The 15,783-nt window shown below is 30.8% G+C and carries 11 protein-coding genes; 10 read left to right on the top strand and 1 reads right to left on the bottom strand.

All coding sequences use genetic code 11. The features are described from left to right. Positions 1 to 299: 299 nt before the first annotated feature. From ACTTG8_RS08130 to ACTTG8_RS08115, 4 genes are all read left to right on the top strand, one after another. Positions 300 to 2,066: a recombinase family protein gene (locus ACTTG8_RS08130; RefSeq protein WP_442561629.1), complete on the top strand. Its 1,767-nt coding sequence runs from the start codon at positions 300 to 302 to the stop codon at positions 2,064 to 2,066. A 56-nt stretch (positions 2,067 to 2,122) separates the two neighbouring features. Further along, complete coding sequence (locus tag ACTTG8_RS08125; RefSeq protein WP_442561628.1) at positions 2,123 to 2,671, top strand: DUF1697 domain-containing protein; 549 nt, start codon at positions 2,123 to 2,125, stop codon at positions 2,669 to 2,671. Between the two features lie 64 nt (positions 2,672 to 2,735). Further along, entirely contained in the window at positions 2,736 to 3,515 is a 780-nt protein-coding gene (locus tag ACTTG8_RS08120) for a hypothetical protein (RefSeq protein ID WP_442561627.1), read from the top strand. A 157-nt stretch (positions 3,516 to 3,672) separates the two neighbouring features. Continuing rightward, positions 3,673 to 4,722 (top strand): Fic family protein, encoded by a 1,050-nt coding sequence (locus ACTTG8_RS08115; protein ID WP_442561626.1) that lies wholly within the window; start codon positions 3,673 to 3,675, stop codon positions 4,720 to 4,722. Between the two features lie 26 nt (positions 4,723 to 4,748). Here the strand turns inward: ACTTG8_RS08115 and ACTTG8_RS08110 are convergent, their stop codons facing one another. Next, positions 4,749 to 5,771, bottom strand: coding sequence for a hypothetical protein (locus ACTTG8_RS08110; protein ID WP_442561625.1), 1,023 nt, complete (start codon positions 5,769 to 5,771; stop codon positions 4,749 to 4,751). A gap of 335 nt (positions 5,772 to 6,106) precedes the next feature. Between ACTTG8_RS08110 and ACTTG8_RS08105 the strand changes: the two genes are divergently transcribed. The 6 genes from ACTTG8_RS08105 (at position 6,107) to ACTTG8_RS08080 (ending at position 15,574) form a co-directional block, all read left to right on the top strand. Next, the gene (locus ACTTG8_RS08105) at positions 6,107 to 6,619 is read left to right on the top strand and encodes a hypothetical protein (RefSeq protein WP_442561624.1); all 513 of its coding nucleotides are present in this window, start codon (positions 6,107 to 6,109) and stop codon (positions 6,617 to 6,619) included. A gap of 368 nt (positions 6,620 to 6,987) precedes the next feature. Further along, positions 6,988 to 7,845, top strand: coding sequence for a hypothetical protein (locus ACTTG8_RS08100; protein ID WP_442561623.1), 858 nt, complete (start codon positions 6,988 to 6,990; stop codon positions 7,843 to 7,845). 17 nt (positions 7,846 to 7,862) lie between these two features. Then, positions 7,863 to 10,988, top strand: coding sequence for a hypothetical protein (locus ACTTG8_RS08095; RefSeq protein ID WP_442561622.1), 3,126 nt, complete (start codon positions 7,863 to 7,865; stop codon positions 10,986 to 10,988). Between the two features lie 7 nt (positions 10,989 to 10,995). Further along, entirely contained in the window at positions 10,996 to 14,094 is a 3,099-nt protein-coding gene (locus ACTTG8_RS08090) for a hypothetical protein (protein WP_442561621.1), read from the top strand. A 2-nt stretch (positions 14,095 to 14,096) separates the two neighbouring features. Then, entirely contained in the window at positions 14,097 to 14,795 is a 699-nt protein-coding gene (locus ACTTG8_RS08085; RefSeq protein WP_442561620.1) for a hypothetical protein, read from the top strand. A 266-nt stretch (positions 14,796 to 15,061) separates the two neighbouring features. Continuing rightward, a complete protein-coding gene (locus ACTTG8_RS08080) occupies positions 15,062 to 15,574 on the top strand; it encodes a hypothetical protein (protein ID WP_442561619.1) in 513 nt (170 codons plus the stop codon). Positions 15,575 to 15,783: the final 209 nt, after the last annotated feature.

The raw sequence follows: 15,783 nt of genomic DNA, 5'->3' as shown, positions 1-15,783 counted from the left end.
ATAAGGGGCGGAGGTGAGATTCCTATGTTGTCAGCCAAGACACCTACCAATGTCAAAAAATTTAAATTATAACTGAATGAGGAGGAATTAAAATGGATAACGAATTATTAAAATACAGCCTCCAATTATCTATGCTATCATTGTTGCTTTCTAAGCATTTACTTAATAACATGGAATATAAAAAAATCAAAATTAAACTGATGAGAAAGTATAATATTTCTACAGAATTATATTTATAATGTATTTCAAGTGTGGTATAATATAACTGCATAGAAAAACACGAAAAGGAGGTATATTTGATGAAAAAAGATGTTAAAGTTATAAAAGGAGATACCACACTTAAAAGAACTGCATCAGGATGTGTTGAACGCTCAATAAAAAGAGTGGCAGCATATTGTAGAGTTAGTACAGACAATGAAGATCAGATAAATAGCTATAATTCCCAAGTCGAACACTATACAGAATATATAAAGAAAAATAATGAGTGGACACTTGCTGGAATATATGCTGATGAAGCTATAACCGGAACACAGGTTGATCGAAGAATTGACTTTCAAAGGTTGATAAATGACTGTATGAATGGCGATATAGATATGATAATTACAAAGTCTATATCAAGATTTGCGAGAAATACATTAGACACTTTAAAGTATGTAAGAAAGTTAAAAGAGTTTAATGTTGCGGTATTTTTTGAAGAAGAAAACATAAATACTCTAACAATGGATGGCGAATTGCTTTTGACTATTTTAAGTTCAGTTGCTCAACAGGAAGTAGAGAACATTTCAGCTAATGTTAAAAAAGGCTTGAGAATGAAGATGGAAAGAGGAGAAATGGTCGGCTTTCAAGGATGTTTAGGTTATGACTATGATCCGGAAACTAAAAGTATTTCTGTAAATGAAAAAGAAGCTGAGATTGTACGATATATCTTTAGAAGATACCTTGAAGGTGTTGGTGGAATGGTTATCTCCAGAGAACTTGAAGAACAAGGATATTTATCGCCGAGAGGATATAAGAAATGGACAGAAACAACAGTTTTAGGCATTATCAAGAATGAAAAATATAAAGGAGATCTTTTGATGGGTAAGACTTATACAGTCGATCCTATTTCAAAGAGAAGATTGGACAATTTCGGAGAGCAGGATAAGTTTTATATAGAAAACCATCACGAGCCAATCATTACGGAAGAAGATTTTGAAAAAGCTCAAGGTATTAGATTAAGAAGGTCAAAAAACAGAAATACTGTTGCTAACAATGGTGGTAAAAGAGAAAAGTATTCAAGAAAATATGCTTTCAGCAGTATGCTTGAGTGTGGATTTTGTGGACATACACTTTCGAGGAGAACTTGGCACTCCAGTACAGAACATTCCAAAATAATATGGCAGTGTGTTAATGCTACCAAGAATGGGAAAAAGCATTGTCCATATAGCAAAGGACTTGAAGAAGAAGCAATAGAAAAAGCATTTATGGAAAGTTATCGTCAAGTATGCCATAATAATGTAGAGATTACTAATGAATTTCTAAAAACAGTAGAAGAAGAACTCAAAGACAATAGCTTATCTAAGGAGCTAAAAAAAGTAAGCAATCAGCTTGACAAAGTGTTGAAAAAAGAAAAAGATCTTGTAGAACTAAGGCTAAATGAAGTAATTAGCATGGATTTGTATCAAGAAAAGTATAATGAAATAACATTAAGCAAAGAAAAATTACTTGGAGAAAAAAGAACATTAGAAGTAACTCTTACAGATGAAAAAGCATTGAAGAAAAGACTTGAAGGGTTTAAGAGGTTGCTTGAGTCAAATAAATATCTTGAAAAATTTGACAGAGCTGTATTTGAAAGCATAGTAGATAAGATAATTATTGGTGGGACTAATGGTGATGGTGAAATTGATCCGGCAATGATTACAATCATATATAAAACAGGTAAAAAAGATTCCCAAGACGGACGATTGTTCAAAAGCAGAAGAAAAAATGCAAAAGAGATTGATGGAGAAAATGACAACAAATTGTATCCTCAATCAAGTAACGAGGTAAATAAATCGTATTCCTATCCAATAGACAACACATTGTGAAAGTGTGGCATTATTAGTTAGGTCCGAAGGGGTATGAATTTATGGAGGTTAATTAGTTGAGATATATACTTTTACTACGTGGAATAAATGTAGGTGGTAAGAATAAGGTATCTATGGGTGATTTAAAAGAATTATTGTTAAATGAGGGTTTTGAAGATGTTAGTTCCTATATCAACAGTGGAAATTTATTTTTCACTAGTATTCAAAGCTCTGAAAACTGTATATCAAAGATAAGAAATTTATTAGAAAGTAACTATGACTTTTCTATCCCTTTTGCTTTAATAAGCAAAGAGGCTTATTTAGAAGAAAGGTCAGAATTGCCTGATTGGTGGTACGGAGAGCTCGCAAGAAGAGATGTTCTTTTTATACCAAACCAAATTGATAAATCAGATATTATAGATTTCATAAATGAATCCCAATTCTACAATGAAGTAGTTCATATAGGAAGAAATGCGATATTTTGGGGTAAGTACGATGAATCTGAATATTTAAAATCTACCTACCATAAAAAGCTAATAAAACAAGATTTTTACAAGAAAATTAGCATTAGAAATGGAAAGACATATGAAAAGATAGCAGAAATTCTTGAAAAGGAGAATAATTAAATCAATAGTGTTTAATTATCTTAGGTAGACATTTTAAGAATAGTGGATATAGGGAGTAAAAGTAATGTCAATTTTAACAGAGAAGCAGATAAAATACGGACATAATTATTTTCATAAAGATGAACCAGACAAGAGGTGTATAGTAGAGGTATCTGACTACAAGGGGGAAAAAGAATTAATCATAAATTGCACCCAATTGGGAGATAGCTTTACACCCCAATACAAGACAGCAAAAGATAAGAAGAGAATATTAGAGGAATGGTGTGATTTTTTAAAAAATAATAAGACCGCATTTACAGAATTGACATTTGTTACCAGGATGCCTCAAGAATTATTTAATGCTGTTTGTGAGCAGGAAAATCTTAAAAAATTACATATTAAATGGGGCCTTTATCCTGATATTTCAAATCTTGCCAACTTGACCAAACTTGAGTATCTACACCTGGGATCGGGTGCTAGTGTAAGTAACATAGAGGCAATTTCAAAACTGAAAAACCTTGTGGCCTTGTCGGTAGAGAATTTTCAAAAAATCAACGATTACAGTCCGATTATTGGGCTTAAAAACCTAGAGAGTCTATCTATTGAAGGCGATGGACTTGGACCTCAGTATATTCATGTAAATTCTCTGGATTTTTTAACAGAAATGAAACAGTTGAGATTTTTTAGTTTTTTAACAGTAAGGCTTAAAAGTAAAGACTATACTCCTATCTTAAGCCTTGAAAACTTAGAATATTTAAGCTTGAGACCTTGCAGAGAAACTAAAAAATTATATGACGAATTGATTAAGTTGCCAAAGTTAAAGTATGGCCTATTAATCACTAGACCGGAATTATATACAAAATGATATAAGGGTAAAAAGCTGGCTTTCGCATATATATTTCTTGTATATATTGGTTAGCTTCCTCCATTGAAGAAGATTATCATACTAAACTAATCGCCTAAACACTTAACAATCGCCTAAAAATATGCTATAATTAGGCGAAAGGAAAGGAGATAGGCGAATGAGGGTTTTTAATTATGAAAATTTAGCAAGAAGCAAATGGGATAGTGAAATAATAAATCTGCTGGTACAAATCCATGAACACAAGGGAAAGCAAGAACTTTTTTTAAAACGCAAACCTGCTGTTTTAGATAAATTAGTTGAAATTGCTAAAATTCAAAGTGTAGAGGATTCAAATAAAATAGAAGGGATTGTTACCACAGCAGTTAGAATAAAAGACTTAATGAATCAGAAAACGACTCCTAGGAATAGGGATGAAGAAGAAATTCTGGGATATAGGGATGTCTTAAATATAATTCACGAAAGTTATGAATATATTCCGATTAGTAGTAATTATATTTTACAACTTCATAGAGACCTATTTAAGTATAGTGGAAAAGGAATTGGTGGTCGATATAAAAACACACAAAATTCTATTGTTGAAAAAGATATATATGGTAATGCAGTAGAAAAATTCAAACCTCTATCACCCTATGAAACTCCGGGTGCTATTGAACAAGTTTGTGATGAATTAAATAGGGCTTTAGATAAAGAAGAAGTAGATTCTCTGCTTTTAATTCCAATTTTTATTTATGATTTTCTCTGCATCCATCCATTCAATGATGGAAATGGAAGAATGAGCCGATTATTGACAACCTTATTGCTGTATAGACAAGGATATTTTATTGGGAAATACATCAGTTTGGAAAGTAAAATAGAGAAAGATAAAGATAATTATTATATGGCTTTGGAAAAAAGTGGTGTAGGCTGGCATGAAAATGAAGAAAATATTGAACCATTTATAAAGTATATCCTAAGAACTATATTGGCTGCATATATTGATTTTGAAGAGAGAGTCGATTATGTAGATGAAAAAGTACCAACAATTGACCTTGTGAGAAATGCAGTGGATAATAAGTTGGGTAAGTTTACAAAAAATGATATTATGGAATTAGTTCCAAGCCTTGGTAAAGCCACAATTGAAAATATGCTCAAAAAATTGACGGAAGAAGGCTACATTGAACGACATGGCAAAGGAAAAGCAACATTTTATGTAAAAAATAATAAATAAAGTATATGAGAGTAGGTATATAATGCCTACTCCCATATTGTATGTTGGGCCCTAACACCATAGCGATCTGGTGTATAGTCCGAATTAAAATTAGCTTCAATACGGTAGGCCATCCATAAGTCATATCCAGATGTCTGTAATTTAAGACAGAAAAATGTATCGTTCTTTACCTCCTCATAATCTACAGGATTCAAGGAAAAAATATCTGTCAACTTCCTGGTCTTAAAGTCTTTAATAGTTAGTTTTGACAAGTCCTTATTATTAAACCTAACCTTTGATAATTGTTCATTATCGGCCTTTATTCCATAAAAAGTCACTATGCAGTTTTTGACCTTGTCCGAATCTGATAACTCTGGTGTAAGGGACACATAGCCATATGGCTTGCCATCTTTCACCAGTTCTACAAGTTCACCATAATAAAAGTGGTCATTACGCTTGTTTACAACCTTGCTATCAGGACTTTTCTTGTAAAAGGTAAAGCCTGAAGACAAGAGGTCAGAAGCCCTTGTTTCTCCCACAACCAGGCTAGTCTTGTCTACTTGTACTGTGACAGGCTCAGCAGGAAAACCTGATATGGATATACACAAAGTAAGGATGAAAGAAGTGAAAAAAAAGCCTCCTATTACTGCATTTGATGAAGAGTACATATACATAGGTTTATTGGTCTTGTTACGACTTATCGAAATGATTTTTATAATACCCTGAATGAAGATAGTCACAAGAACAATAACCATCTGGGCTCTCAAACAAGTATATAGTGCTTTTTGTAAATTATAAGTTTTGTAATAGAGTGCAATAAATACAATAATATTGACGATTACAAGACGCAACATAAAAAAGCTTGCCTCCCTTAGAGCTGTAGAATCAGTGACATCATTAAGGGTATTGTAATGTCTATACCTAAAACCTTGACCTATAAGATAAATCCATTTAGGAACATCTTCGCCTGCCTTTACAGCCATTGCAAGCCTGAAATAGATATAAATAGTAAATAAAAATGACAGTAGGAAAACAAGGTAAAAACCTATTACTGTTATAAAAAAGCCCATCTCCAGTCCTCTTTTCTAATTTAAAATTATACAATCAAGTATAAGTAAATTATATCATTATAGAGGTCTTTAGAGTGAAAAAATTATTCCGAAGGTAAATATAATTGAGCTATAAATATTATATAAGTTTTATGTTTGTATACACCTAAATAAGGACTATTTTACTCATAAAAACCATTTAATGGTATAATATAAGATAAAGGATAAAATAAAAATGTTAAAAGTAAAAGTGAATAATTAAAACGAAATAACAAAAACTACTAGTAAATATTATTAATAGGGAAATGGATGAAGCAGGTAAGCAGTAATAGAATGAGGCGAAAAGGGAAGGAAATATGAAGAGAATAAAATTTAGATATAATAAATACAGGCCAGGTGTCTTATATGTACTAGTAATATTGGGAGTAGGACTTGGACTAATGGCATTTTTTGGTTTTTTGAAGATAACTGGTATAGATAAGGGACCAGAATATGGACCAGTCTACTTTAGGCAACATCCCATGCATACAGTTTACTTGATATTCGCCTTAATCCCTGTATTTATGTTGGTTCCAACATGGCTTGCAAAAAAGATTTGGAGTCATCAAGACCTAGAAGGACATATCGACCTTTACGAAGGCTATGCCCTGTTAAATTGGAAGGAACAAGAGGTACAGATCAATCAAGGGGACCTGGTCATCAAGATTCCTAAACCACAGCCCTTTTGGTATGAAACTTATATACTAAAGCTGCCTGACCGGAAAATAACCCTAGTTAGTTCTGTAAGGGAAAACAAAGAAAAGAAAAGAGGTAAAAGAAGCTTGAATATTGCAATAGGGGCACTATCGGAGTATAAAAGGTATAAATAATAAAGCGAATATTATGTGTAAGTATATTGTAAAACTTGATAAATTTTATACTAAATAAGAAAAATTATAGAATAGATAATATTTAATAATAAAAAACAAAAAAGTTAAAATGACAATACTAATATTGACATCGTATATATAAAAGTGTATAATTGGCATTAGCATAATGTAATGGTAAAAATATGAAAATGTATGATGCAAAGCTATAGGGACTGCAAAATATAAGCCAGTTATAGTATTGATTATTAGACACAGTCTTTTTCTATCATAGAGATAAGATTGTGTTTTTTTATATAATAAGAAAACGATTGTTGGAAAAATACATAATATCTTAAATGCTGATAATTTTTCAATAGGAGAATGTAGAAATGAATAAAGAATTTAAAAATAGAGTGATTGATGTCTTAAAATCGGATGACATGCGTGTATATATTGAAGAAATAATACGAGAGCAAATAACTATAATTATATCTTCAGAACATGTAGAATACAATAGCAGTGAAGATAATAAAGAATTAGAGGAACAATTGTTAAAAGAAAAAGAATATAATAAAAAACTATTATTAAGAATTGAAGAATTAGAAAAAAATTGTAATAATTATTTAGAAATATATAAAGAAAAAAATAATGAAATTGAAATAATATTTAAGCAAAAACAAGAGTCTGATAATGAAGTAGCTTTATTGAAAGAAAAAAATATGCTATTAGAGACTAGAATTTTAGAAGCTAAAACTAAGTATAATCAAGATCTTAAAAAAGAGAATACTGAAAAGAAAATCATTATAAGTAAGTTAGAAGAATATGAAAATACATATGCTTGTATAAATAAGGCATATTCTACATATAAAGCATTACCAGAAAGTATTAAACAACGCTTGGGCAATATTTTTATTAGAGATAATATTTATGCATTTATTGTTGCAATAAGTGACTGGGATAATATAGAAGGTATATGGACATTTACTAAGAGACGAATTATTGAAGATGAGGTGAATGGAGTAAAAGAATTGGTGGAGTTATTTACAAATGCTTTTACATTGTTTAACTTAATAGATGACAGTGGAAGATATGAGTTTATTAATCCACAAATTGGTGAACGATTTAACTCTGATAAACATAGCATCAAAGGAACAAAGACAGATGGGTATATAGAAAGGGTTTTATTGAGTGGGATATATGATTCTCTAACTAGAAATGCTATATTTAAGGCAGTAGTAAAAATTTAATGATGAGGAGGAACAGTATGGATACTGCGTTGACTAAGAAACATCCAGTTTCTGAAAATGAATTCAATAAGATTATATATTATAATATATTACCTATAATTAAAGATTTTAACTCTAATATAGTTGACCTTATTAAAGAAATAAAGAATATATGTAGTGAGAGACAGTCAATACTATTGTTAGGAAAAAATTCGTATAATTCATATTTAGATACAAACTTAAAAATAATTATCCCAAACTTAAAATATTTTCATGAGAAGGTGGAATTAGAACTCTTAGAGGAGTATATAGAAGATTATAACAAAGGGAGGTATTTTTTTGAGGGCTTGCAGTATGAACTTCCTACTTTATCACAACTACGTACAAAAAAAGATTTGTTAATGGAAATATATGATGAAGGAGTTTGCTTTGCTTGTATTTGTGATGATAAGAGATATAACGATTATTATGAACTCTATGTTGCATATAACCCTCATATAAACAATATTGAAATAAAATCGGATACTTCAGTTATAGTTATCCCAATCGTTAACTTAGAGTATTATAATATCGAAGAATTACTAGTCAAGTATTTGGTACCATATGATTTGTGTCTAAATAATTTATCAACTGAAATAATAGACTGTTTAACCGATTTGGTAACCATAAATAAAAGATATCCAGGAAGCTTATATATTACAGAACAAGGAGTATTATTTGAAGGAGGTAAGTTATTAGTGGAAGAATATAACTCATCTACTGATGAGATATGGATGAAGGACTTACATTGGAGACTTATCAAAGTATTAAGGCAGTTTTATAATAGCAAAAATATTGCAGTAGAAAGTATTGAAAAAATGGAAGTAGATATGAAGGAAGAATTGTTAAATTGTGAAAAGATTAGAGCAGATATTGACCCATATGAGGAACGTTTACTAACAGATCCCAATAGAGGACATTGGGATTTGTGGATTAATCAAGATGAATCGCAGTATACAGTTGAAATTGCAGAAGAAATGGTGGCAAGGAATCCTAAATGTGATATTAATGAAAATGGTGTAATTGCTATTGATTTTGGAACAAAATCAACAATAGTTGTTTATCAGTCAGATATTGAACATTCACTTCCGATGGGAATTGGTGATGGAAATTTGAGTAAGGAACCTACTCAAAAAAGGTATGAAAATCCAACAGTGATGCATTTTGTTGATTTAGATACTTTTCTAAGTGATTATGAATCAAAAAAAGGAAGACCAAAAACAAAATGGGAAAACTTAACAATATCTCATACTGCAAAGGAACAGTTTGCTAATAGCAAGAGTGATGAATACTATGAATATCTTCATCAAATAAAACAATGGGCAGGGCAAAGAGAAAAGCAGTTTAGAGTACAATCACATGATGGGAAGACATATGTTCTTAAGGCTTTTTTGGATTTAGATGATGGTGAGTGGAATCCAATTGAATTATATGCATACTACATTGGTCTATACATAAACAATATGAGAAAGGGTCATGGAATTTTTTTAGATTATTACCTTTCTTTTCCTGTAACTTATGAAGCTAAAATTCGTGAGAAGATAGTAAAAAGTTTTGAAAAAGGATTAAAGAAGTCTTTGCCTTCATCAATTTTAAATAATGAGGAGATTATGAGAAAATTCCATGTGAATGGTGATATAAGTGAGCCAGCAGCGTATGCTGTGTGTGCATTACAAGAGTATGGGTTTGAGCCAGAAGATGAGGAAGAAATTTTTTACGGTATTTTTGATTTTGGTGGAGGAACAACAGATTTTGATTTTGGCTTATGGAAACAGTCTTCAAAACGAAGATATGATTATGCAATTGAAAATTTTGGAGCAGGTGGTGATGAATATTTAGGTGGAGAAAATCTTCTTGAAATGCTAGCCTTTGAAGTATTTAAGGATAATCAAGCGTTAATGCGTGAAAATGGGTATACGTTTACTTTAGCACCGAAATGTACAGAGTTCTTAGGCTCTGATTCATTATTGGCAAATTCTCAAGAAGCGGAAAAAAATATGCATAACCTTATGGAAAAGATTAGACCATATTGGGAGTCATCTATTAGTCAGGTGAATGAAGAAACAGATTCAAGAAATAGAATTGATGATTTAGTAAATAAGATAACAAAAGCTGTTTACAACGATACATCTAAAGAGGAAATTCAAGTAGAATTTAAAAGCATAACAGATAGCTTGACAGAAAAAAGGTATGATGATGATTACAATCTAGAAAAGCTTAATGAATTTATAGGTAAGTATCAACTAGTAATCGATAATTTTAATAATGATAATATAAAATTTGTTCTTACATTATTTGATAAAGATGGTAATGATAACCCTAATGAAACATTACTTTTTAGTCTTGAAAAGCTTAATAGTATTATTGAAACTCGTATTAGAGAAGGTGTGAAAAATTTCTTCTCTGCATTATTACTTTCATATCAAAACGAAAAAGTAAAAAAGCCGACAACAGTAAATATACTTCTTGCTGGCAATTCATGTAAATCACCAGTAGTAAAAAAAATCTTTGAAGAAGCTATTGAAGAACAAGAAAACCAGGTTAAAGAAAGATATGGTATTAAGGATGATATTGGTAGATTATTTGAAATATTTCCACCTTTGGGGACAGAAGAATCATATAAAAAAATGGAAAGTAGGGGACTTACTCCATGTAGAGATGACTATGAAAAACCTACTGGTAAAACAGGTGTAGCATTTGGACTTATTCAATGTAGAGCAGGTGGTTCTATTGAGCGCATTACCAATGTAGGAATAGATGATGAAATTCCATTTCAGTATTTTATTGGGTGGAGATCAAAGAAAAAATTCGTTCTGTTTAAGGATGACTCAAAACTTACAAAGTATAGAGGAAAGCCTGACTATAATGAGTGGTATAAATTTATTGAAGCAGACGACTCGATATTTGATTTATATTACACAACTTTACCAGAGTGTGTGAATGGAAATTTAGTTGTTGATGGTAATGCAGCAGTAAAGCGCTTGCGTTGTGAAATAGACGTAGTTGATGAGACTGCATTTGTATATATTCGTGCTATAGATCCTCATACCTTGGAGTATGTTGTTGCAAAAGATGATAATATTGAAAATTCAAAATTAAGTGGTATTATAAGAAAGGAACTGTGATTTTAATATGAATGATGAAGAATTTATATTAGATAGATTATATGATTCAAGTAGCTTATATTTGAAGGCGAACAAAAATGAAATTGATATTAAAAATGAGTTGCCAAAAGAGATTACAATGGATTTTCTTGCCTTATATCGGATAGATGAGATTACTTTTGAAGATAAGTCTCCTAGAAAAGAAGCTCTTGAAAATGTTATTTCTTCAATGAGCATTGATGGAGTTAATTTTGTTTATATTATTAAAGGTGATGCTTCAGGTGTTAGATTTTATTATGGAGTTGCTCAGGATTTTTCATATGATGGTGATAGAATACTTGGAATAGCAGAAATTGGTGAAAAAATAATTAAACCAAGTCTACAAGGGAATTTTAGAGGAAGCGTTATAACTGAAATAAACCCTAATGAGAGAAAGAAAATTTTATCATCTATTGATTCATTTAAAGAAGCAAAAATACTTGAAGGTGTACCTGGAATAAATAAGGACGATGAAAAATTTCAGTCAGTAGATCGAGTGATTGATGTAATGCTTGGTGATGAATTTGCACTTATGCTTATAGCTAAGCCGATAATTGGATCCAATATTAATAATATACAAAATAGCATGTACCACCTTTATAACTCTATAGCACCAATAGGCAAGACCTCTATACAGGAATCTACAGGGAAGAGTATTGGAACTAGTGAATCGATGACAAAAGGTGATTCTGAAACTGAAGGAACTAGCAGTTCTACATCTGAACAAGAAGGAGCAAGTTATTCAACAAGTCATACTAAAGGTGAATCTAGTGGAAAAAGTACAGGAACTACTTATAATTCAAGTAATAATAGAGTCTCACAAGGAGGTTCAGAAGGAACTAACATAAACATAAATAGTTCTGATGCTACTTCAGAATCCGAAAGTAAAAGTACTTCAACAAGTACAAGTGATTCCAAGTCTATATCAAAGAGTACATCTAATACAGAGTCTAAACAAACTGGAAAAAATACTGGAAGTTCAACAACTCTAGAAGTAGTGAATAAGAAAGTTCAAGATTGGATTAAATATATGGATGATGTAATACTCCCACGTTTGGATTATGGTTTAGGTAAAGGATTATTCATTACATCAACAGTTCTCCTAGGAAAAGATCCATCTTCTTTAATAAAAATTGAGAATACCTTAAAATCTATTTATGGTGGTGAAGCTGGTAATCGAATGCCATTAAAAGCTTTTAAAACTAATAGTGAAGAAACTCGTCTTTTGAAAAAATTTCAAATCCCGATGATCAATTTTAGGGATGAAATTAATGAAGACGAGTTAGGAATAAGAACTTCTTGTTCTCAATTTTATATTAATCCACAAATGGCTTTGCTTGGAAACTGGATGTCTTCTCAGGAAATTAGTTTAATAGCTGGGTTACCACAGAAAGAAGTAGTTGGTCTCGCATTAAGAGAGGAGGTTGAGTTTGGACTGAATATTAATAAAATAATGAAAGATCCTATTTTATTGGGACATTTAGTACAGAGTGGTGTAGTATTAAATGGTGAGAATGGAGTTTCCAATATACCTGTTTGCTTTGATAAAGCATATTTTGATAAACACATTTTTGTAACAGGGGTTACTGGTGGTGGTAAAACAACAACATGTCAGAAATTATTATTAGCTAGTAGAAATAATTTTTTAGTAATAGAACCAGCTAAAACGGAGTATAGAGTAATGGCAGAAAAAGAATTTCCAGACATGCTTGTATTTACTTTGGGAAAAGAGTCAGGAGCACCCTTTAGACTAAATCCGTTTGAATTTTTTGAAGGTGAAAATATAACTTCAAGAGTAGACATGATTAAGGCAAGTATGGAAGCAGCTTTTGATATGGAAGCTGCGATACCACAGTTGTTAGAAGCAGCAATTTATGAATGCTATGAGGATAAAGGGTGGAATATTTCTAATAATAGAAATTACAAATATTCAAATCCTTTTGCAGATGGTACATTTTCTTTTCCAACCCTTGGAGATTTAGAAAAGAAAGTTGAAAAAGTAGTAAGGGAACAAGGATTTGATGACAGGTTAAAAGATGAATATATTGGGTCTATAAGAGCAAGATTAAAAGGACTTACAGTGGGGTCCAAGGGGCAAATGCTAAATACACCACGCTCAATAGACTTTGTTGAATTATTAGATAAGAAGGTAATTCTTGAATTAGAATATATAAAGAGTGTTTCAGAAAAATCTTTGATTATGGGATTTATTCTTGCCAATCTTTCAGAAGCAATAAGAGTAAAGTATAATAATAATGGAAAAAAATCAATTAATCATTTAACTTTGATAGAAGAAGCACATCGCCTGTTGAGTAAATACATGCCTGGAGATAGTATGAACAAAAAACAAGGTGTAGAAATGTTTGCAGATATGCTTGCAGAAGTTAGAAAGTATGGAGAATCACTGATAATAGTCGATCAGATACCAAACAAATTGACACCAGAAGTTCTCAAAAATACGAACACAAAGATTGTTCACAAGATATTTGCTCAAGACGATAAAGAAGCTATTGGAAATACGATGGCTCTTAAAGACGAGCAGAAGGAATATTTATCATATTTATCAAGTGGTAGAGCGATTATGATGATGCCAGGATTATCAAAAGCAATTCAAGTTCAAATTGAAAAAAATACTGAGAATGATACCGAAAGGCCTCCTCTAGAAGATTTTACTCTTAGGGATAGAATTATTTCATATTACGCTTCTGTATATAAGAGAGGAATATTGCCAGGATTGGAAAAATTAGAAGAACAACCTAGTAATAAACTTGTTAGTATATATTTGGACTTTTTACGACCGACATCACAATTTGTCAAGAAATATTACAATTGTATACATAAAAGGAAAATATCTGATGTTTTTGTAGAAGATATTATAAAATTAAAAACGCTTTATAATTTTAAGGATATTGTTCGTATCTTATGCTACTTCTCTCATAACAGCAATCATTTGGTTACAAATCCAGAAATATATGATTATGTTGAGGAATTATTAAACGAAATTGCAAATCAAGGTACATCATATTCGATAGAAAAATATAAGAATTATTTTTGTTTAGATTCTACGATAAAAAAAGGAGAGTGTTAGTCATGGGATTATTTACGGCAATAGGAAGTATTGTTTCAACAGTAGGTAGTGTTATTAGTGGAGCTGCTTCATGCATAGGAACTAAGATTAGTGGTTTTGCATTAAATTCATTTAAAGTTATAGCTAGATTATCAAAGGTAAATACGGATGTAGGTAGGCTTATTTCAATTGCTGCGAAGATTATTCATTCTGTAACAGATTTTTTGGGAATCCAGTCTGAAGAAAATCCAGAAACTCTCGGTGCAAAAGTAGAACAGACCGATAAGAACTTAGAAGATTTTGGTAATGATGTAGAAGCATATATCAAATATTTAAAAACTGAAGTTCAGCTAGATAAAGAAAAGTTTAATAAAATGACTCTAGAGGAAAAAATGGGATGTAAGACTGTTGGTATGGCACTTGAAACAAAGGCAATAGAGCAAAAGATAGGTGGCATTGAAATAACACCAGAATGTATTGCCACACTAACTAAAATTAAAGATTCAGGCATAAATATTGATGCTAAGGAGTTGGTGGGAATTGTTCAAATATTAAAAGAGTCAGGTATTACGAATTTAAGTGATATTGTTGAGTTTCTTGAGGGAAAGGGCACTAGTGATAGGTTGAAAACGTATAAAATATTTTCAACTGCATTAGGAGATAATGGTACAAAAAAAATATTAGATTTACAGGATGCTGTGCGCAAGTATGAGAAAGATTAATCTATAGATTATATATAAATAAAAAATTAACGAAGTTGTTTTAGTTGTGGATAGTATTTTTTGACATGTTAAAAAAGTCAATGAAGGTTTTTATTGAAAATACTTATTTTATTATAATAACATTATTCAATTATTGGTTTAGAATGACTAGTTGATAATAGTAAGAGTATGATGAAAGAGATTTTGTTGACATTTAATATAAATTTAGATTAAACATAGGTAATGGGAACAAAAGAATATACAAGCTGGTAAGGGAGTAATCAATTATGGGGATTAGAAAATATCTATTTTGGAAGAATAAAGATGGGATAAGGACATATAAAGTTACACAGAATGGGACTTTTGATTTAATGAAGCCTTCTGGCAGGGATGTGTTTACCGATGGAGAATGGGCAAGTTTTTTTACATGGTTTCATAAAAATGCAGCGATTACAGAAGATGAGTTTATTGATTTTTGTTTTCTTTCAGAAGATAAGATGGAATCTCCATTATTAGAGTATAACCCTTCCTTTAAATCATCATGGGACAAGCAAGAAATTAATTTATTTTGTAATAGGTATATATGTTCTGATACATATGAAGTGTATTATTCAGAGGATAAAAGTTTTATTTATCAAAGTGGAAATGTATTTGATAAGAAAAAAGTTAAAAAACTGTTTTTAAAGTGCATTCCTGAATTTTCTATTGAACTTGAGGAAGAAATGAAAGTTTGTTCAGATGAAACAAGTTTGATAAATAGATTTTATATTGATAGATTAAACGAATTAGATGATAATTAGTATTGATTAATATAAAAATATAAACATCATGATATAGGTTTAATTATTTTTAAAACCGTGTAATTGCCAAAAATTGAGTTGATTGTAAGCTTTGATGAGATTTTTTATGGTGTCAGAGCTAGTGAGAGTATGCAAAAAACTCTGTAAATTAAAATGGTTGTATAATATTTAGCGTTGGTGAGAGAAAATTCTCTCCCAACGCTAAATTT

The sequence above is a fragment of the Catonella sp. genome, assembly GCF_052173895.1.
Classification (GTDB): Bacteria; Bacillota; Clostridia; order Lachnospirales; family Lachnospiraceae; genus Catonella.
The sequence above is the reverse complement of the archived record's forward strand: the minus strand, read 5'-3'. Positions and strand labels throughout refer to the sequence as shown.

Coding starts and splice junctions, on each gene's coding strand:
- ACTTG8_RS08085 (WP_442561620.1), top strand. CDS start 14,097: ATGGGATTATTTACGGCAATAGGAAGTATTGTTTCAACAGTAGGTAGT.
- ACTTG8_RS08110 (WP_442561625.1), bottom strand. CDS start 5,771: ATGGGCTTTTTTATAACAGTAATAGGTTTTTACCTTGTTTTCCTACTG.
- ACTTG8_RS08130 (WP_442561629.1), top strand. CDS start 300: ATGAAAAAAGATGTTAAAGTTATAAAAGGAGATACCACACTTAAAAGA.
- ACTTG8_RS08095 (WP_442561622.1), top strand. CDS start 7,863: ATGGATACTGCGTTGACTAAGAAACATCCAGTTTCTGAAAATGAATTC.
- ACTTG8_RS08090 (WP_442561621.1), top strand. CDS start 10,996: ATGAATGATGAAGAATTTATATTAGATAGATTATATGATTCAAGTAGC.
- ACTTG8_RS08080 (WP_442561619.1), top strand. CDS start 15,062: ATGGGGATTAGAAAATATCTATTTTGGAAGAATAAAGATGGGATAAGG.
- ACTTG8_RS08120 (WP_442561627.1), top strand. CDS start 2,736: ATGTCAATTTTAACAGAGAAGCAGATAAAATACGGACATAATTATTTT.
- ACTTG8_RS08100 (WP_442561623.1), top strand. CDS start 6,988: ATGAATAAAGAATTTAAAAATAGAGTGATTGATGTCTTAAAATCGGAT.
- ACTTG8_RS08105 (WP_442561624.1), top strand. CDS start 6,107: ATGAAGAGAATAAAATTTAGATATAATAAATACAGGCCAGGTGTCTTA.
- ACTTG8_RS08115 (WP_442561626.1), top strand. CDS start 3,673: ATGAGGGTTTTTAATTATGAAAATTTAGCAAGAAGCAAATGGGATAGT.